The sequence below is a fragment of the Phytohabitans maris genome (genome assembly GCF_031085175.1).
GTDB lineage: Bacteria > Actinomycetota > Actinomycetes > Mycobacteriales > Micromonosporaceae > Phytohabitans > Phytohabitans maris.
In genome coordinates this window covers 115486-135019 of sequence record NZ_JAVHUY010000019.1, presented here as the reverse complement: position 1 = coordinate 135019, position 19534 = coordinate 115486, and the positions used below count along the sequence as shown (strand labels likewise).

Annotated in this window: 13 protein-coding genes; 7 read left to right on the top strand and 6 right to left on the bottom strand. The window is 72.9% G+C overall.

Going from position 1 to position 19534, the window contains the following annotated elements:
- Positions 1-5: 5 nt before the first annotated feature.
- The 5 genes from RB614_RS21430 to RB614_RS21410 all read left to right on the top strand — a co-directional run bounded on the left by RB614_RS21430 (position 6) and on the right by RB614_RS21410 (position 7691).
- The gene (locus RB614_RS21430) at positions 6-3182 is read left to right on the top strand and encodes a UvrD-helicase domain-containing protein (protein ID WP_428983078.1); all 3177 of its coding nucleotides are present in this window, start codon (positions 6-8) and stop codon (positions 3180-3182) included.
- A 100-nt stretch (positions 3183-3282) separates the two neighbouring features.
- Positions 3283-4062 carry an LppU/SCO3897 family protein gene (locus RB614_RS21425; RefSeq protein ID WP_308714346.1) on the top strand — a complete coding sequence of 260 codons (780 nt, stop codon included), beginning with the start codon at positions 3283-3285 and terminating at the stop codon, positions 4060-4062.
- A 138-nt stretch (positions 4063-4200) separates the two neighbouring features.
- Positions 4201-5421: an ATP-binding protein gene (locus RB614_RS21420; protein WP_308714345.1), complete on the top strand. Its 1221-nt coding sequence runs from the start codon at positions 4201-4203 to the stop codon at positions 5419-5421.
- Between the two features lie 29 nt (positions 5422-5450).
- Positions 5451-5996, top strand: a complete 546-nt coding sequence (locus RB614_RS21415) for a DoxX family protein (protein ID WP_308714344.1) — start codon at positions 5451-5453, stop codon at positions 5994-5996.
- Between the two features lie 174 nt (positions 5997-6170).
- Complete coding sequence (locus RB614_RS21410) at positions 6171-7691, top strand: glycosyltransferase 87 family protein (protein WP_308714343.1); 1521 nt, start codon at positions 6171-6173, stop codon at positions 7689-7691.
- Here RB614_RS21410 and RB614_RS21405 read toward each other — a convergent pair.
- From RB614_RS21405 to RB614_RS21380, 6 genes are all read right to left on the bottom strand, one after another.
- Complete coding sequence (locus RB614_RS21405) at positions 7678-8103, bottom strand: molybdenum cofactor biosynthesis protein MoaE (RefSeq protein ID WP_308714386.1); 426 nt, start codon at positions 8101-8103, stop codon at positions 7678-7680. The genes RB614_RS21410 and RB614_RS21405 overlap by 14 nt on opposite strands.
- 20 nt (positions 8104-8123) lie before the next feature.
- On the bottom strand, positions 8124-9344 hold the full coding sequence (locus RB614_RS21400; protein ID WP_308714342.1) for a molybdopterin molybdotransferase MoeA: 1221 nt from the start codon (positions 9342-9344) through the stop codon (positions 8124-8126).
- A 9-nt stretch (positions 9345-9353) separates the two neighbouring features.
- Complete coding sequence (locus RB614_RS21395) at positions 9354-9842, bottom strand: MogA/MoaB family molybdenum cofactor biosynthesis protein (RefSeq protein ID WP_308714341.1); 489 nt, start codon at positions 9840-9842, stop codon at positions 9354-9356.
- The gene (gene moaC / locus RB614_RS21390) at positions 9839-10330 is read right to left on the bottom strand and encodes a cyclic pyranopterin monophosphate synthase MoaC (protein WP_308714340.1); all 492 of its coding nucleotides are present in this window, start codon (positions 10328-10330) and stop codon (positions 9839-9841) included. The genes RB614_RS21395 and moaC overlap by 4 nt, the downstream gene beginning before the upstream one ends.
- Before the next feature lie 138 nt (positions 10331-10468).
- Positions 10469-11818, bottom strand: coding sequence for an ATP-binding protein (locus tag RB614_RS21385; protein ID WP_308714339.1), 1350 nt, complete (start codon positions 11816-11818; stop codon positions 10469-10471).
- A 132-nt stretch (positions 11819-11950) separates the two neighbouring features.
- A complete protein-coding gene (locus RB614_RS21380) occupies positions 11951-14863 on the bottom strand; it encodes an AfsR/SARP family transcriptional regulator (RefSeq protein ID WP_346434204.1) in 2913 nt (970 codons plus the stop codon).
- Positions 14864-15616: 753 nt separating this feature from the next.
- Between RB614_RS21380 and RB614_RS21375 the strand changes: the two genes are divergently transcribed.
- Positions 15617-18139: a putative bifunctional diguanylate cyclase/phosphodiesterase gene (locus RB614_RS21375; protein WP_308714337.1), complete on the top strand. Its 2523-nt coding sequence runs from the start codon at positions 15617-15619 to the stop codon at positions 18137-18139.
- The gene (locus RB614_RS21370; protein WP_308714336.1) at positions 18136-19338 is read left to right on the top strand and encodes a glycosyltransferase family 87 protein; all 1203 of its coding nucleotides are present in this window, start codon (positions 18136-18138) and stop codon (positions 19336-19338) included. The genes RB614_RS21375 and RB614_RS21370 overlap by 4 nt, the downstream gene beginning before the upstream one ends.
- The last annotated feature ends 196 nt before the right edge of the window (positions 19339-19534 follow it).

The following is a 19534-nucleotide window of genomic DNA, read 5'->3' as shown; positions in this document are numbered from 1 at the left end:
GCGGCGTGCCTCCGTTCAGCGTTGCACCTCAGGACAGCTCGACCGGCAGCGAACCTTACGTCGTTGACCTGCACATCCACTCCAAGTACTCCCGCGCCTGCAGTCGTGACCTGAACCTCCCCAACCTCGCCTGGTGGGCCCGGCGCAAGGGCGTGAGCGTGCTCGGCACCGGCGACTTCACGCACCCGGCCTGGCACGACCACCTACGCGAGACGCTGCACCCGGCCGAGCCGGGCCTCTACCGGCTCAGCCCCGAGACGGAGCGTGACATCGCCCGCCGGCTGCCGCCCCGGCTGGCCAGCGCGGCCGAGGCCGACCCGGTGCGGTTCATGCTGAGCGTGGAGATCTCCACGATCTACAAGCGCGACGACCGTACCCGCAAGGTGCACCACCTGATCTACCTGCCCGACCTCGACGCGGTGACGCGCTTCAACACCGCGCTCGGGCGGATCGGCAACCTCGGCGCCGACGGCCGGCCGATCCTCGGCCTCGACTCGCGTGACCTGCTGGAGATCACGCTGGAGGCGAGCCCAGACGGGTACCTGGTGCCGGCACACATCTGGACGCCGTGGTTCTCCGCGCTCGGCTCGAAGTCGGGCTTCGACGCGATCGCCGACTGCTACGCCGACCTGGCCGACCACATCTTCGCCGTCGAGACCGGGCTCTCCTCCGACCCCGAGATGAACTGGCGGGTGTCCAGCCTCGACCGCTACCAGCTGGTCTCCAACTCGGACGCCCACTCGCCGCCGGCGCTGGCCCGCGAGGCGACGGTGTTGACCGCGCGGCGCGACTACTTCGGGATCCGGGAGGCGCTGCGCACCGGCGACGGGCTGCACGGCACGATCGAGTTCTTCCCGGAGGAGGGCAAGTACCACGCCGACGGCCACCGCGCCTGCGGCGTCAACTGGCAGCCCGACCAGACCCGGGCGGCCGGCGGCCTCTGCCCCGAGTGCGGCAAGCCGCTGACCGTGGGCGTGCTGAGCCGAGTCGAAGACCTGGCCGACCGCACGGAGGCGCGCCCCGGCGCCAAACAGGTCACCCACCTGCTCTCGCTGCCGCAGATCGTCGGCGAGATCCACGGGGTCGGCCCGCGCTCCAAGACCGTCGACGGGCAGGTCAACACGCTGGTCGCGGCGCTCGGCCCGGAGCTGCGGATCCTCACCCAGACGCCGCTGGGCGACATCGGCCAGGCCGGCGGCGAGCTGCTCGCCGAGGCCGTCGGGCGCCTTCGCCGCGGGCAGGTGCGGCGCATCCCCGGGTACGACGGCGAGTACGGCGTGATCACCGTCTTCCAGCCGGACGAGCTGCCCAGGGCCGGCCGGCACCACCAGGCGGACACGCTCTTCGACATGCCCGTACCGGCCCAGCGGCGCCCGGCCGAGCCCGCGCCCCGGCGCAAGGTGGAGGCGGCGAAGGCCCCGCGCCCGCCGAAGGCCGCCCCGCCGATCCCGCCGCCGCCCTCGCCGCACGAGCCGTTCGAGCCGATGCTCTCCGGCATGGAGGAGGTCGGCACCGGGCTGCTCGACCGGCTCGACGCGCTGCAGCGGGTGGCCGCGTCCGCGCCGGGCGGGCCGCTGCTGATCGTGGCCGGACCGGGTACGGGCAAGACCCGTACGCTCACGCACCGCATCGCGTACCTCTGCGCGGAGCTGAACGTCTACCCCGAGCACTGCCTGGCGATCACATTCACCCGGCGGGCGGCCGAGGAGCTGCGCGATCGGCTCGACGGCCTGCTCGGCCCGGTCGCCGAAGACGTCACGGTGGCCACCTTCCACTCGCTCGGCCTCGCGATCCTGCGCGAGCACGCGGCGGCGGCCGGGCTCGCAGACGGCTTCGGGGTGGCCGACGACACCCAGCGGGCGGAGGCGCGGGCCGAGGCGGGCGACGACCAGGACGCGTACGTCAAGGTGCTCCGGCAGCACAACCTGGTCGACCTCGACGAGCTGGTCGAGCTGCCCGTGGCGCTGCTGCGCGAGGATCCCGAGCTGGTCGAGAGCTACCGGGCGCGGTGGCGGTGGATCTTCGTCGACGAGTACCAGGACGTCGACGCCACCCAGTACGAGCTGCTCCGGCTGCTCAGCCCGGCCGACGGCAACCTGTGCGCGATCGGCGACCCGGACCAGGCGATCTACTCGTTCCGCGGCGCCGACGTCACCTACTTCCTGCGCTTCTCCCAGGACTTCACCGACGCCCGGCTGGTACGGCTGACCCGCAACTACCGCTCGGCCGCGCCGATTGTCGCGGCCGCGGTACAGGCGATCGCACCGTCCACGCTGGTCCGGGGTAGGCGGCTCGACCCGGCCCGGCTCGACCCGGAGGCACCGCTCGTCGGCCTGTACCCCGCGGGCTCGGCCGCCGACGAGGCCGACTTCGTCCGCCGTACGGTCGACGAGCTGGTCGGCGGCGTCTCGCACCGCTCGCTCGACTCCGGCCGGATCGACGGGCGCGCCTCAACGATCGGCTTCTCCGACGTCGCGGTGCTCTACCGCACCGACGCCCAGGCCGCCCCGATCATCGAGGCGCTCTCCCGTGCCGGCATCCCGGTGCAGAAGCGCTCGCACAACCGGCTGCGCGACCGGTCCGGTGTCGGCGCGATCGCCCGCGAGCTGCGCCACGCCGGCGGGCTGGGCGGCTCGATCGCGGCCCGGGTGCGGCTGGCCGGCCAGGTGCTGGCCCAGCGCTTCACCGCGCCGACGCTGGACGGGCCCGCCGGCCACAGTCCCGAGGACATCTGGGCGGCGGTCGAGGTGCTCACCCCGCTCGCCCAGCGGTGCGGCGACGACCTGGAGCTCTTCCTGTCGCAGCTGGCCACCGGCGCGGAGGTGGACGCGCTCGACCCGCGCGCGGAGGCGGTCACGCTGCTGACCCTGCACGCCGCGAAGGGCCTGGAGTTTCCGGTCGTCTTCCTGGTCGGCTGCGAAGACGGGCTGCTGCCGCTGCGGCTGCCCGGCCGGCCACCGGCCGAGGAGGAGCTGGCCGAGGAGCGGCGCCTCTTCTTCGTCGGCGTCACCCGGGCGCAGGACCGGCTGTACATCAGCCACGCCGCCCGCCGTACCCGCTTCGGCACCGAGCGTGAGACCCGGCCGACGCCGTTCCTGGCCGCCATCGACGGCGGGCTTTTCGAGCGCCTCGGCGACGCCGGCCCGCGCCGCCCCAAGGACCGCCAGCTGCGCCTGCTCTGAGAGGCTGACCGCGGAGATTGGCGCGCTTCCGGGAGGTATGGCGAGGGGGTCGCCACGCTACGGTGACCGGGAGCATCGCAGTGTCGGGAGGGGCTGTCACATGTCTAACTACGGGTCATATCCTGGCCCGCCGCAGGAGCCTTGGGGGAGGCAGCCGCAGGAGCCGTACGGGCAGCCGTCCGACCCGTGGGGTGGGCAGCCGGACCCGTGGGGTGGTACGCCCGCATCGACGCCACCGGCCGGTCCCACGTCCCCGGGCGGCTACCCCGGTTACGACCAGGGCGGCTATGACCAGGGCGGTTACCAGCAGGGCGGCGGTGGCTACGACCAGGGGTACGAGCAGGGTCCGGGCTACGGCGCCACCCGCCAGTACGAGCAGCCCGGCTACTCGTCGATGCCGTCGACCGAGCCGGTGTGGGGCCAGCCCGTGGCACCGCCGCCGCGCAAGGGTGGCAGCCGGACGCTGATCGTCGTGATCGTGGCGCTGGCACTGCTCGTGGTCGCCGGGGGTGTGGCGGCCATGGTCAAGCTGGGGGGCTCCGGCGAGGACCCGGTCACCGCGCCGCCGACCGCCTCCCAGGAGGCCACCGAGCCGAGCGGCGGGGCGGACCCCTCGCAGGACGCGAGCACCGCGCCGGAAAACTCCACCGACGCCCGCTTTGTCAAGGCCGGCCAGTGCGTGGTGAACGAGGGCTCCAACGACAAGCCCGAGCTCAAGATCGTGGAGTGCGGCGCGAAGACGTTCGAGGTGCTGGCCCGCTTCGACGGCACGATCGACTTCGAGACGAAGTGCAAGGACGTGCAGGGCTACCAGTTCCACTACTTCTTCGACAGCGAGCTCAACCCGCTCGACTTCGTGCTCTGCCTCAAGCAGCGCTAGGGCCTGTATCGGACTCTAGCCGTCTGTAGCGCCGTCTAGCATGATCGCTAGACGGCGCTATTTTCATATCGACAAATCCTCGACACGCCTATACGGCATTCTAGGTTTTGCCATAGACGGGCCGATACGGTGCGATACGTGGATCCGGTCCGCAACCCCTACGCGCCGGGCGCCGGGCAGCGCCCGCCCGAGCTCGCCGGCCGCGATCGCGAGCTGGAGGTCTTCGACGTCGTGCTCGAGCGGGTGGCCCGCGGCCGCCCCGAGCGCAGCCTGATGCTCACCGGGCTGCGCGGCGTCGGCAAGACCGTGCTGCTCAACACGCTCCGCTCGCAGGCCATCGGCCGGCTGTGGGGCACCGGCAAGATCGAGGCCCGGCCGGACCAGTCGCTGCGCCGGCCGGTCAGCGCGGCCCTGCACATGGCGGTCCGCGAGCTGGCCCCGCACCACCGGGCGCCCGACCGGATCGATGACTTCCTCGGCGTACTCAAGGCGTTCGCACTGCGTGCCAACGCGGCCAACGCCAAGCTCCGCGACCGGTGGCAGCCGGGGATCGACGGCCCGGCCCGCGCCGGGCGGGCCGACTCCGGCGACATCGAGATCGACCTGGTCGAGCTCTTCACCGACGCGGCCAGCGTGGCGACCGACGTGGGCACCGGCATCGCGCTCTTCATCGACGAGATGCAGGACCTCGGGCCGGAGGACATCTCCGCACTCTGCGCCGCCTGCCACGAGCTCTCCCAGCTCGGCGCGCCGCTGATCGTGGTCGGTGCCGGGCTGCCGCACCTGCCGGCCGTGCTCTCCGCCGCGAAGTCGTACTCCGAGCGGCTGTTCCGCTACCAGCGGATCGACCGGCTCGACCGGCTCTCCGCCGACCAGGCCCTCGGCGCGCCGGCGTCCCGGGAAGAGGTCGAGTACGAGCAGAAGGCGCTCGACCTGCTCTACGAGAAGTCCGGCGGCTACCCGTACTTCGTGCAGGCGTACGGCAAGGCCACCTGGGACCACGCGCCCCGGTCGCCGATCACGGCCGAGGACGTGCGGGTGGCCGCACCGGAGGCCGAGGCCGAGCTGGCCGTGGGCTTCTTCGGGTCGCGGTACGAGCGGGCCACCCCGGCCGAGCGGGAGTACATGCGGGCGATGGCGGCGCTGTCGGCGGTCGAGCCAAGCGACGCTGAGCCCATCGAAAACGTGGATGCGGCGGTGCCGACCGCCGAGATCGCCAAGCAGCTCGGGCGCAAGCCGGCCAGCCTCTCGCCGGCCCGCGACGCGCTCATCAAGAAGGGGCTCATCTACTCCGGTGAGCGAGGGACGGTCGCGTTCACCGTTCCGCACTTCGGCCGATACCTCCGAACTGTGGGATAAGCAGCACCGCGACCGGGTATGAAGGGCGCATGAGACCCGTTCGTACCGCAGCTCGCGCCATGCTCAGCGCGGTCTTCGTAGCCAATGGCGCGCAGGCGGTGGTCAACCCGGACCCGCTCGTGCCCAGGGCCAAGCGGATGACGGACCGGGTTTCACCGCTGCTGGAAAAGGCGCCGGTGCAGTTGCCGTCCGACGCCGCCACGCTGGTCCGGATCAACGGTGCCGTACAGGTTCTGGCCGGGCTGCTGCTGGCCAGCGGGCGGGGCAGCCGCGTCGCGGCGGCGGTACTGGCCGGCACGCTCGTGCCGACGACGCTGGCCGGTCACGCGTTCTGGGAGCGCGATGACCCGGCGGAGCGGCGGGCCCAGCGACTCCATTTCCTGAAGAACGTCGGTATGCTCGGCGGCCTGCTCCTGGCGGCGGCCGACACCGAGGGGCGGCCGAGCCTGCGGTACCGCACGGGGCGCTTCGTAGGGGATCGGCGACGTTTGATACAGCGTGGTGTCCGGAGCGCTCGGCGGGACGCGCGGATCGCGGTGAAGTCGGCGGCGGTGGCCCGGCACCTGCCGGGATAACTCACCCGAATCACCTGAACTACACGCCGTACGTTAACCCGTTGGAAATGTCGCGAACCAGTGTGGGATCGGACACGGTCGGGTAACGCAGGAGGTACTGGAGTGACAGGCCGTTCTAGGCTTCTAGACGGACCTGGGTGGGAAGTACGACATCGGTACGGGGGTGGCCACGCCATGCTGGCGACCGTCGGGAGACGGATGGGCCGCCTCGCCCCAGTCCGCCGTGTGCTTGGTGGTATCGACCTGTGGACGGTCGTACGGATCGGCATCGTGGCCGGGGCCTTCTACGCCGCGTGGCGCGCCATCGAGGCGTATGGGCGGCCGTACGACTTCTTCGACATGAAGATCTACCACGGCGCGGTGGTCTGGTGGGCGGGCGGTAACGATCTCTACGCCTACATCCATCCAGACACGACGCTCGGCTACACCTACCCACCTTTCGCCGGCATCGCGATGCTGCCGATGGCGCCCCTCTCGGTCAAGGCGGCCGGCATCGTCAACATCGTCGCCAGCCTCGCCGCGCTCGCCGTGGTGCTGGCCGCGCTGCTAGCACCGATCACCCGCCGCTACGGCTGGTCGCTGTGGTTCGTGGTGGGGGTGGCGACCGCGCTGTTCACCGCGACCGAGCCGGTCCGCGAAACCCTCGGGTACGGCCAGGTCAACCTGCTGCTGTTCGCGCTGATCTTCGCCGACCTGGTGGCGTTGCGCTGGCGGTCCCGAGGCCGGGGCAACCCGCTCCTCAGTGGACGCGGCCAGCTCACCCGCTTCTTCGCCAGCGGCGCCTGGGCCGGTGCCGGCATCGGCCTGGCTACCTCGATCAAGCTGACGCCCGCGCTGTTCATCGTCTACCTGATGATCACGCGCCAGTGGCGGGTCGCCTTCACCGCGATCGGCACGGCGGTCGGCGTGACGATGGCGACCTTCGCGGTGGCCGGGCGCGAGTCGATGACGTACTGGACGAGCGTGCTGTGGCAGACCGAGCGGGTGGGCGAGGCCGACATGACGCCCAACCAGTCGCTCGCCGGCGTCCTCGCCCGGATGTACGACTCGGTGACCGCGCCCACCCTGCTGTGGCTCACGTTCTCGCTGCTGCTGCTCGCGGTGGGGCTCTCCCGCGCCTCGCACGCGCACGCCGACGGTGACGAGCTGACCTCGTTTACGCTGGTGGGCCTGACGACCAATGTGATCAGCCCGATCTCCTGGTCGCACCACCTGCTCTACGTGATCCCGGCGATGGTCATCCTGTTCGACGCCACGCTGCGCCGGCGCGACGCCAGCCGGGGGCCGATCCGGCGCCCCGGGCCGGTCACTTCCAGCTTCGCCGCGCTCACCGGACTGCGTACGCCGGTCTGGTTCCCGGCGCTCACCGGCATGCGGCACGCGCTCGCGGCCGTGGCGCTCTTCCTGCTCTTCGTGCGCTCACCCATCTGGCCGTATGAGCACCGCCTGCCCCAGGTCTCGCACTACGCGGACGGCCTGTGGGGCGCGCTGATGGAAAACTCCCTGGCGCTGGCGATCATCGTGCTGGTGGCGGCGCTGCCCTGGCGCCCCGGTGCCGAGCCGGTGTTCTACGGCCCGGCGTACGCGGTGGGTAACACGGTGCTGCGCCCCCGCCGCCCGCAGGAGGCGCCCCGGCGCGCGGCCCGCGGGCCCGAGGAGCCGCGCCAGGCGGACGACGCGCTCAGGGGCAGTTGACCCACTCGTCGGTGCCGTCGGTGAAGATCTGGTGCTTCCAGATCGGCAGCCGCGCCTTTACCTCGTCGACGAGGCGGGCGCAGGCGGCGAACGCCGCGGCCCGGTGCGCGGTGCTCACGGCGGCCACCAGCGCGGCGTCGCCGATCTCAAGGGGACCGATGCGGTGCGAGACCGCCACCGCGTACACCTCGGGGTCGCCGGCGATCTCGGTGGCCACCTCGCGCAGCACGGCCTCGGCGGTGGGGTGCCCTTCGTACTCGAGCTTGGTCACGCCGCGGCCGCCGTCGTGGTCGCGCACCACGCCCTGAAACGACACCACAGCGCCGGCCCGCCGCTCGGCGACCGCGGCCTCGTGCGCGGCCAGGTCGAGCGGCTGGTCGGTGACCGCGAGCAGGACGAGCGCGCCGCTCATGGTTTCCTCGCTGCGCTCGGTCACGGCCGCTCTCCCAGGAAGAGGGGGAGTGGCGCAAACGGGACGACCGCCCCGGGCTCGCCGGTCGTACCCGGCTCGATCACCGCGAACCCGTCGGCCTGCGCCAGGCCGCGCAGCATCGCCGACCCGACGTGCCGGACCGGGTGCGCGACGTGGTCGACCGGGTCGACCCGGACGAGCGCCAGGTGGGTGTAGTCGCCCCGGCCGGGCACCGCCTCGGCCAGCGTGATCGTGGGCAGCGCCGGCTCGGGCCGCCCCTGCAGCCCGGCGATCAGCGGCGCGACGAGCGAGACCAGCGCGACGATCGCGGACTGGGGGTTGCCGGGGAGGCCGGCGAGGAAGCGTGACCGCCCGTCCGCCCCGGGGACGCGGGCCAGCAGCATCGGGAAGCCCGGGCGCACCGCCACGGTGTTCACCACGTACTCCCCGCCGAGCTCGCGCAGGGCCGGGTGGAGGTGGTCGACCGGGCCGCGCATCGTGCCGCCGGTCGTGCAGACCAGCTCGGCGCCGTCGAGCGCCTTGCGGATCGCGGCCACGTGGGCGGCGAGCGTGTCTTCGACCGGACCGACGAAGAGGCCCGGCTCCGCACCGTACCGCCGGAGCCAGGCCGGCACCGGCGCGCCGAGCGCATCACGCACCCGGCCGGCGCCCGGCAGGCCGGTGGTGAGCAGCTCGTCGCCGAAGACCAGCAGGGCGGCGCGGGGTGGCCGGCGCACCGGAAGCGTGTCGTATCCGCAGGAGGCGGCGAGGCCGATCACACCGGGGTTGACCGCGGCGCCGGCGGGGAGCAGCACCTCGCCCCGGTGCGCCTCGTCGCCTGGCATCCGCCACTCGGGCTGGGCCCGGGGTGTGCCGGTCACCTTGCCGTCGGGTGCCTGCGTCGAGTCTTCGACGCGGAGCACGGCCGTGGTGCCCTCCGGGAGCATCGCGCCGGTGGCGATCTCGACCGTGGTGCCGTCGGTGTCGAGCGGCGCCGGGCTGCTGCCGGCGAGCACCCGGCCGACCACCCGCCACGGCCCGGCGCCGCGCACGGCCCAGCCGTCCACACTGGAGGTCGGAAACGCGGGCAGGTCGGTCAGCGTGGTCAGCGGCTCGGCGAGCGTGTGCCCGTCGGCCTCGGCCAGCGGCACGCGCTCCGCCGGATGGGCGGCGGCCAGGCCGGCCGAGTAGACCAGCGACCGCGCCCGGGCCCACGAGACCGGCGCTGTCTCAGTGCTCACCAGGCGAGCCTATCCCCGCGCCGGGCTGGCGTGGTCGCCACCGCGCAGCTGATCGACGGCGTGCGCCAGCAACGGCCCGAGCACGGCCAGGCCGTCGCGCGCCCCACCCTTCGAGCCCGGCAGGTTGACCACGAGGGTACGCCCGGCGACGCCGGCCAGCCCGCGGGAGAGCGCCGCGGTGGGCACCTTGTCCCGCCCGTACGCGCGGATCGCCTCGGCGATGCCCGGCACCTCGTAGTCGAGCAGCTCACGGGTCACGTCGGGGGTGCGGTCGGTCGGCGTGATGCCGGTGCCTCCACTGGTCAGTACGACGTCGAGCCCGTCGGCCACCGCGCGGCGCAGCTCCGCCGCGACCGGTTCGCCATCCGGTACGACCACCGGCCCATCCACCTCGCAGCCGAGCCCGCGCAGGCCCTCGACGAGCAGGGGGCCGCTCGTGTCCGCGTACACGCCGGCGGCCGCCCGGTTGGAGGCGACCACCACGCGCGCCCTGATCACGACCGGTCCCCGGGGCGGATCCAGTCGCCGGTCTTGCCGCCCTCCTTGCTCAGCACCCGTACCCCCTCGATGGAGGCGGCCGGGTCGACGGCCTTGACCATGTCGACCAGGGCGAGCCCGGCGGCGGCCACGGCGGTCAACGCCTCCATCTCCACGCCCGTGCGGTCGGCGGTCTTGGCGCTCGCGGTGATCTCCACGGTCTCGCCGGTCAGCTCGAAGTCGACCGTGACGCCGTGCAGCGCGATCGGGTGGCAGAGCGGGACGATGTCGGGCGTGCGCTTGGCGCCCATGATCCCGGCGACCCGGGCCACGGCGAGCGCGTCGCCCTTCGGCAGGCCGTCGCGGCGGAGCAGGTCGACGACCTCGGCGGTGGTGTGCAGGCGGCCGGCGGCGACAGCGCGGCGCACGGAGACCGTCTTGGCCGACACGTCCACCATGCGGGCCGCGCCGGCGGCGTCGACGTGGGTGAGATGGGTGGAGTCCGTCACCAGGCGAGCTTATGCGCCGGCCCGGGCCCTGCTTCCAAACAGGCCCTCTCGAAGCAGGGCCTGGAGAAGGGAGCGCCCCCGTGGCGCTCCTTTCTCAGGCGGGGGCCGCCGGTGGCCGGCTCCTCGCGGCGGCCGATGTTAGGAGGCTGGTCGATACGAACTCGACAAGTCCGCGATACGCGGCTTGGACGGGTCGTCGCGGAGCCACGCCCGCAGCCGGGGCCAGGCCGTCACCAGCGCCGCGTGCGGGATCTCCACGGTGTCCGATGTGGTCGCGAGCAGGCCGGCGGCGGCCATGCGACCGACCGCGGCGGCGTGACCGCCGATCGGTACGCGCTCCAGCAGCGACACGTTGCCCGCGCTGTCCAGCCGCGCCAGCCGTTGCAGCGTCGAGCGCAGGGCCTGCCGCTCGGACGCGCTGAGGGCGGCGTGCACGCTCTCGGCCGTCTGCTCGACCGCGCCGGAGATCCCGCCGGCGGCCTCGTACCCGGCGAGCGTGACGATCACGCCGCGGCGGCGGCGCCAGGCCTCCAGGAGCGCGTGCGAGATGCGCGGAAGCGCGTGTGGGGTACCCGGCGCGCCGGCCGCGATGCGGGCGACCAGCGAACGCTCGACGGCGAGCCCGGCCTGCCGCGCCGCCCGGACGATGGACTCCCGCAGCTCCGGCCCGGTCATCTCCTCGACGCCGAGCCGGCCCACCCCGTTCGCCACGCCGCAGAGCAGGTCGGCGGTGCGCGCGCTGTACTCGGCGCGCACCCCCACGACCGCCCGGTGCCGGCTGTCCGGCGCCCGGACGAGCGCCCGCAGCCTGGCGAGGAACTCCGCCTGCTCCGCCTCGCCGACCCCGCGGGTGAAGAGCTCGTCGAACTGGTCGACGACGACCGCCAGGGCCACCTCGTGCGGGGTACGGGCGGCGACCTCAGCCAGGCGGCGCGCCAGCTCGGCGGCCGGGCGGCGGCCCGGGGTCATGAGGATCGGCAGCCACGCCGGTCGCGCCGGCCCGGCGGCCAGGCGCGGGATCAGACCCGCCCGCAGCAGCGACGACTTGCCGGTGCCGCTGGGGCCGGAGACGACCACCACCCGGCGCACGGCCAGCATCGCGGTCAGGCGGTTGACCAGGCGGTCGCGGCCGAAGAACCACTCCGCGTGGTGCGGCTGGTAGGGGCCGAGCCCGCGGTACGGCGCGCGGCCCACCCCCTCGGTGGAGCGGGTGGACGTGGCCCGCGCCTGGCTGTCCGCCTGCCGCCAGCGCTCCTCCCACCGGCCCACGTCGCCCTCGCACGCGGTGACGAACGCGAGCGTCACCTCAAGGGTCGGCAGCCGGTAGCCGGACACCGCCGAGGAGAACGTCGTCGGTGCGTAGTGTGCCCGCTTGGCCAACTCGCGGTAGCTCGGGTTGCCCGCGCTCCTGCGCAGGTCACGAAGCTCGGCGACGAAACGCTCCACGGGCCCGTCGACAGTGTCGAGCCCGCGCTCTGGCCGCCCCATCTCTTACGCCTCCCTGTGTGCCCAAAACGGGCACGAGCTGTGCGCCTTTGCCACGGGCACCAGCGGACCGTACGGGGGCGGCGCGCAGGAGATCGACAAGGAATCGATAAAACGGCGATACGTGCTTGCCGGTCAGGGCAGCAGCTCGACGAGGCGCTCCGCCACCTCGTACCGCTCCGGCACGTTCATCTGGCGAAACAGGACCAGCGCCCGCTCCCACAGCCGCCGCGCCTCGGCCGGGTCGTCCTCCACCCGCTGGGCGGCGATACCGGCGAGCGCCCGCGCCTGCTCGTACGGGTTGGCGATCCGGGTGGCCAGCGCCAGCGCCTGCTCGTGCGTCTGGATCGCCGCGTCGGGCCGGCCGGCGAGCGCGAGCGTCGCGCCAAGGTCGTTCAGGGCGACGACGTCGATGCTCCGGTGTCCCACCGCCGCCGACTCGGCCAGCGCCAGCCGGTGCAGCCGCTCCGCCTCGGCCAGGTGCCCGAGATGCCGGTACGCGCAGCCCAGGTCGTTGAGGGACTCGGCGACCCCTAGCCGGATGCCGATCCGCTTCTTGAGTGCGACCGACGCGTTGACGACCCGGATTGCGGCGCGCGGCTCGCCCATGCGCACGCGTACCGCGCCGATGTGGCCGAGCGCCTGCGCCAGGTGGTAGTAGTCGCCGCTCTGCCGGGCCATGAACAGGTGCCAGCGGTGCGCCCGGAGCGCCTCGTCCAGCCGCCCGAGGTACATCAGCGGTATGCCGAGGTTGGGCAGGAGGAGCAGGACGGAGAGCCCGCCGGACCGCCGGCTCTCGGCCAGCGCCTTGAGGTTGATCGAGGCGGCCTCCTCGAACCGCCCGAGCAGCCAGTAGACGCTCGCCGCGTTCACCCGGCTCTGGCCGGCACCGCCCAGGTCGCCGGCCTGCTCGCGGAGCCTGATGGCGATCTCGAGGTGGTGCACCGCCTCCTGGGAACGGCCGACCCGCTGGTAGCCGGAGGCGAGGTAGTTGTGCATCGAGGCGATGGCGGTGTCGTCTTCGAGCCGCTCGGCAGCGCGCAGACCGCACTCGTGCAGCTCGACGATGTCGTCCAGGTAGCCCCGCAGGTAGTGGAAGCGCCAGGGCGCGCGGGCCAGCCGCCAGGCGTACCCGTCGTGCCCGGCTTGCGCGGCGTGGCGCACCAGGGCCCGGACGTTAGCGTTCTCACGCTCCAGCCAGTCGCTGTCCACCGGTCCCTGCCCCTCGATGAGGTCCGGGCGCGCGGGCCGGCCCAGCGCGAGGTGGCGGCGGAGCGCGGCCGGCTCCATCGGCTCCGTCACCGCCGCGACGGAGTACAGGTAGTGGTCGAGCAGGCCACGGATGGCGGCTTCGCGCTCGGCAGGAGGGTCGACGGCCACCGCCAGCGCGTGTGCGTACTCGGCCATCAGGTCGTGCAGGCGAAAGCGGCCCGCGTCCGGCTCCTCCACGAGGTGGCGGTCGACCAGCTCGTCGATCGCCAGCACGGCCTCCGGGAGGGGGAGCCCGCTCAGCGCCGCCGCCGCTTCGACCGGAAAGTGCTCGCCCGGCCAGAGGCCGAGGAGCCGAAACATCCGCTTTGTCGGCTCGCGCAGGGGAGTGTAGGAGAGGCCGAACGCGCTGGCGATCGAGCGGTTCTCCGCGGTCAGCTCGTCGAGCACGGACGCCTGGTGCCCGAGCCGCTCGGCGAGGTCGGCCAGGCGCCAGCCGGTCCGGTGGGCGAGCCGCGCGCCGGCCAGCCGGATCGCGAGCGGCAGGTAGCCGCAGCGCGCCGCCACCCGGCCGGCCGCCTCGGGCTCGGCCCGGACCCGCTCCGGCCCCACCACGTTGGCCAGCAGGTCGATGGCCTCGTCCGGCGAGAGCACCGGAAGCGACTCCGGATGCCCGCCCTCCATCGCGGCGAGGCGTCGCCGGCTGGTCACCAGGACCACCGCCGCCGGCGCCGTGGGCAGCAGCGGGGTGACCTGGTCGGTGCTGGCCGCGTTGTCGAGTACGACGACCGCGCGGCGCCGGGCCAGCTCGTTGCGCCAGAGCGCGACCCGGTCGTAGACGTCGGCCGGAATCCGCTCGGCCGGCACGCCGAGCTGCCGGAGCAGGGTGCCCAGCGCCGCGGCGGGCTCGACCGGGCTGCTCTCGCCGTGGCCCTGCAGGTCGATGAAGAGCTGCGCGTCCGGGTAGTGCTCGGCGAGCTGGTGCGCGACGTGTACGGCCAGCGTCGTCTTTCCGCTGCCGGCCATCCCGTCGATCACTTTGATGACCGGGTCGGCACCCGCCTCCCGCCCGGCGCGCAGCAGGCGGGCCACCAGGTCCGCCCGGCCGGTGAAGTCGGCGACCCGGCGGGGCAACCAGCGCGGCACCGGCGGCGGTGCCTCGGCGGGGACGGCCGGGGCCGGCTCGGCGGCGGGCTTCAGCGCGGCCCGGTGCAGCCGGCGCAGCTCCGGGCCGGGCTCGATGCCGAGTTCCTCGCCGAGCGTCCGGCGGGCCGCGGCGTAGGCGCTCAGCGCGCCGGCAACGTCGTCCATCGCCACCCGGGCGCGCATGAGCAGCCCGTACGCCCGCTCGCGCAGCGGGTGCGCGTGGGTGTGGTCGCGCATGAGCCGGGCCGCTTCGGCCGGCTGGCCCAGCTCCAGGTAGAGCTCGGCGAGGTCCTCGGTGGCGACCAGCCGCTCCTCCTCCAGCGCCGCCGCGCGGCCGGCGAGCACCGGGCCCTGCGTCACTCCGGCGAGCATCGGACCGCGCCACCGGGCGAGCGCGCCGGCGAGCAGGGTGGCCGCCTTGGCCGGTTCGCCGCTGGCGCGCAGCTCGCGGGCGCCCTGGCAGTCGTCGAGGAAGGCGGGCAGGTCGATGTCGGACCGATCCGCCTGCAACAGGTAGCCGTCGCCCTGCCGGCTGATCAGGCCGCGGGTCGGCTCGGCGGCGTCGAAGAGGCGGCGGAGGTTGGCCGCGTACGTGCGCGCGTTGGGTACGGCGGACGCTGGCGGATCGGCCGGCCACAGCTCGTCGATCAGCTCATCGAGACCCACCACCCGCCCGGATTGGACCGCCAACATCGCCAGAACCGTCTGCTGCTTCCGCGTGCCCAACGGCAATGCCACACCGTTGACTCGGACCTCCAACGGCCCTAGGACCCGCACCTCCAACACCGTTTGTCTCCCAGAGAGAAGGATCGATATAGTGTCGGACCACCGACCATGCAGGGTAACCGGCCTCAGGAACGGTCCCGAAGCGGCGGGTTGCGTTTCCGTCCGGTTGCAGTCGGGCCTTTGACAGGCTCTTGCCATATAGCGGATGAAGGGCTAATCGATCTGATCAAATAGGCGGGCGAAGCGACCTTGCATCCGCATATGAGACCCTGGCCACAACGTACGTATCGGACGAGCCGCTAAGGTTATGGCGCTTTGCACCACAGCACGTGATCAGGCGATCTACAAGATCGACTCTTCCGTAAGACTACAAAACGAGTAACTGTAGATGGAGCGGAAACGCTTCTGATAGGACGACGATTGCACTCCGTTCACGCTTAAGGACAGGGCGTGACAATCCGGGCCATACTTGCTGATACTGCGCATTAAGGCACTTATTAGTGCTAACTGCGCGACGCTTCCCTTAGGCTCCTTCTCGGTAAGACGAGGGCTGGACCGGCACATAGCGGCTAAAACAGTTTCGCTACTTGTGCGTGTATGCCGAAGGAGACGTCATGCGCGGCAACGACTGGGTGTGAATCACTGTCGCTATAGGGCGACCAACCGTAGGCTAGCGGGCGAGCATCGGTGACGATGAGCGGGCTTATCGAGGGACCGAGCGTGACCCGCACAGAGCAACGCGACAATGAGACCGATCGGCGGCTGTTGCTGCTTGTCGGTCTCGTCGCGCTGGTCGCGGGAGCCGTCGGATCGATCTCGGTGTTCGCGATCGTCACCAACGACATCACCGCCTCCCCGACCACGCTCGCCGCCGTGCTGCTGCTCGTGGTGTTGGCGTGCACCGCGATGGTCCGAATCCGGGTCCGGGCAAACAACCACGGCGTGTCCTGGACCGAGACCGCCATGATCGTCGGTTTCGCCGTAGTGCCGGTGCCGTGGGTGATCCTGGCGACCGCGCTGGGTGTAGCGGTAATCCGGATCATCACGAAGGTGCCGCCGCTGCGCGTGGCGTTCGGCGTCGGCAAGGAGACGCTGGTCGCCGGCACCATCGGACTCTCCGTGCTGGCTTTCAACTGGCACGAGCCCGCCGAGCGCCCCACCGAGATGATCGGAGCCTTGGCGGTCGGCTACGTCGCGGCGATCATCCTCGACGAGCTGCTCACGATCCCGATCCTCGCGCTCGCCTCACGCACCTCGGTCAAGCAGCGATTCCGCACAAACTGGGACCTTCGCCTCGGCGGCAGCCTCGCCCGTTTCGTCGTCGCCGTGGCGACACTGGCGCTGCTTCAGGTCAACAGCCGCCTGCTCATCGTCATCCCGCCGGTGGTGCTCAGCCTCCACCTCGCCTACTCCGCCCGGGTGCGCAGCCGGGAGGAGCGGCATGCGTGGCAGCGGCTCGCCCAGGCCACCGACGCGCTCAACGACGTCGACCTCGACGCCGTACTGAGCAGCGCGGTCATCCGTGCCGCCGAGCTCTTCTCGGTCGACGAGGTCGAGGTGGAGCTGCACGACCGGCCGCGGCTGGTGCGGGGCAACGCCGGCGGCATCACGTACGACGGACCCGCGCCGGACGCGCCGGCCACCAGCGGCACGGTCATCCCGCGCGCGCTGGAAGGGCACGAGGGCAGCGCCGACGTCGGCGAGCTGCGGCTGCGCGTCCACGGCGCCGTAAAGCTCTCCGAGCGCGAGAGCTACACGCTGCGCACCTTCGCCTCCGCCCTCTGCACCGCCGTCCGCAACGCCTCGGCATACGAGGAGCTGACCCGGGTCGCCGCCGAGCACGCCCGGGCCGCGGCACACGACGCGCTCACCGGGCTGGCCAACCGGCGGCAGCTGCTGGAGCACGGCACCGAGCTGTTCGCCAACCGCCACGTCGACGGGGTCACCGCGCTGGTACTGATCGACCTCAACCACTTCAAGGAGATCAACGACACGCTCGGCCACGCCGCCGGCGACCGCGTACTGGTCGAGGTGGCGTCCCGCCTGCGCCGGGAGGCCCGCACCGACGACCTGGTCGCACGGCTGGGCGGCGACGAGTTCGCGGTGCTGATCACCGGGCTGCCCGCGCCCGCGATCGCGGCCCACCGGGCCGAAGGGCTGCTCGCCGCGCTGCACGAGCCGATGTCGCTCGACGGCATGCGGATCAGCGTCGAGGCCAGCGGCGGCATCGCGGTCGCGCCGGGCAGCGGCGGGATGTCCGAGCTGCTGCGCCGCGCCGACGTCGCCATGTACCAGGCCAAGCGCTCCGGCCAGCGCACCGCCACGTACGTGCGGGCCCGCGACACCGCCGACGTCGGCCGCCTCGCGCTCGGCGGCGACCTGCCGCGGGCGCTGACCCAGCACGAGTTCAGCGTGACCTTCCAGCCGATCGTCGACCTGGGCAGCGGCGAGGTGGTGGGCGCGGAGGCGCTGGCCCGCTGGCACCACCCCGACCGGGGCAGCCTCGACCCGCGCCGCTTCCTGGAGACGGTCGAGCGCTCCGGCCTGCTCCCGGCGTTCGCCGACGCGGTGCTCGACCAGTCGCTGATCGCGGCGGGCGCCTGGCGCGACGCCGGGTTCGACCTGCCGGTCGCCGTCAACGTCTCGCCGCGCAGCCTGCTCGACCCGCGCTTTCCCAGCTCGGTCGTGGCCCGGCTGCGCGCCCACGACCTGCCACCCGACCGCCTCTTCCTGGAGCTGACCGAGACGCTCACGATCAGCCAGCTCGAGGTCGTCGACCAGGTACTGGGCCAGCTGCGCGACGCGGGTGTGCGGCTCGCGCTCGACGACTTCGGCACCGGCTACTCGTCGCTGTCGGTGCTCTCCCGCATCCCGGTACACGAGCTGAAGATCGACCGCGGCTTCGTCCACGAGATGGAGACCTCGCCCGAGGCCACCGCCGTGATTCGCTCCACATTAGACCTCGGGCGCAGCCTCGACCTCGTGGTCGTCGCCGAGGGCGTGGAGAGCGAGCCGCAGCGCCGGGCGCTGTGGGAGATGGGCTGCACCGCCGGCCAGGGCCACCTCTTCGCCCGCCCGATGCCCTCCGCCCGCCTGCTCGCCGCGCTGCACCGCGGCTCCGGCGGCCGCCCCGGCACGCTCGCCCCGGCCCTGCACGACGAGGGATCGGTCATCCGCCTCTCGCCCAACCGCCGCCCCGGCAGCCGCGGGCGGGGTGATCGCCTGCCACACTTGCCCGCGTGAGCGTCGCGGAAGGCACCCAAACCCGAACGCTCACCGCCGACCTCGCCCTCTACACCCTCTCCGCGGCCTTCGCCGCGATCACCGCCGCCACCTCGACGCTGCTGCCACACCGGGCCTGGGGCGCGGTCGCCACCGCCGGCTACGCGGTCGCGGCCATCGCCGTCGTGGTCCAGCTTGTCGCACACCGGCCGGGTACCCGGGAACGCGCGCTCGTCGCCGCCTTCGCCTTCGCCACTACCGCGCTCCTGCCGATGGTGATCCAGGCCGTGCAGCGGGCGGATGGGCGCACCGACCGGGCACAGGAGGAAGTGATCGTCATCGAGCAGGGCGGCCAGCGCCTGCTCGACCACGGCACGCCCTACCTCTCCAGCGACACCATCGCCACCCTGCCGCCGGGGGAGCAGCTGCTCGGCTACCTGCCGTACCAGCCGGGGATGGCCCTCTTCGGCCTGCCTCGCGCGATCGCCGGCGACGCCTGGTGGACGGACGCGCGGATCTGGTTCGCGCTGGCCACGATCGCCGGGCTGGGACTCGCGATCCGGCTGCTGGAGCGGGGACCCGCGCTGCTGCGCGCACTCCAGCTCAGCACCGTGATCCCGCTCGTACCGCTCACGCTGGCGACGGGTGGCGACGACGTACCCGTACTCGCGCTTTGTCTTCTGGCTCTGGCTTTTTGCGCCGCGCGGCGGCACGGCGCGGCGGGCATCGCGGTCGGGCTGGCCGCCGCCCTCAAGCTCTTCGCCTGGCCGGTCGCGGCCGTGCTGCTGGTCCACGGCCTCACCGCCGGGCGGCGACCGGCCGCGCGCCTGGCCGCCGGCGCGATCGGGCTGCCCACGGCGGCGCTGCTGCCCGCGATCCTGGTGGACGCGACCGCGTTCGTCGACAACGTGATCCGCTTCCCGCTGGGGGAGGGCGTGGTGACGAGCCCGGCGCAATCCCCGTTTCCCGGCCACCTGATCGCCGACAACCTCCCCGCCGGCCGCGCCATCGCGGGCGCGCTGCTCGCCGCCGCCGCGATCGCGATCGCCGTCTGGCTCGCCCGCCGCCCACCCCGCACGGCCGCCGCGGCCGCCATCATCTGCGGGTACGGCCTACTGGCCGCGATCCTGCTCATGCCCTCGACCCGGTTCGGCTACCTGCTCTATCCGGTCGCCTTTCTGGCATGGGCGCCCGCGTTCCGCCGCCCGGCCCCTTCCTAGCGCGGGCCGCCCGCTTCCCTCGCACCCCAGCCCTTTCTGGGCGCGGCGGCTCACTTTCCCGGGCGCTCGCCTCCACGGCCTGGGGTCCTTCCCGGCGCCGGGCGCTTGCGCGACTTTGGGCTCTTTACCTGACGCGGCGGCCCACTTCCCTGGCGCCGGGCGCGCCCGCCCCCAGGTCCTGGCGCCTTCCTCGCGT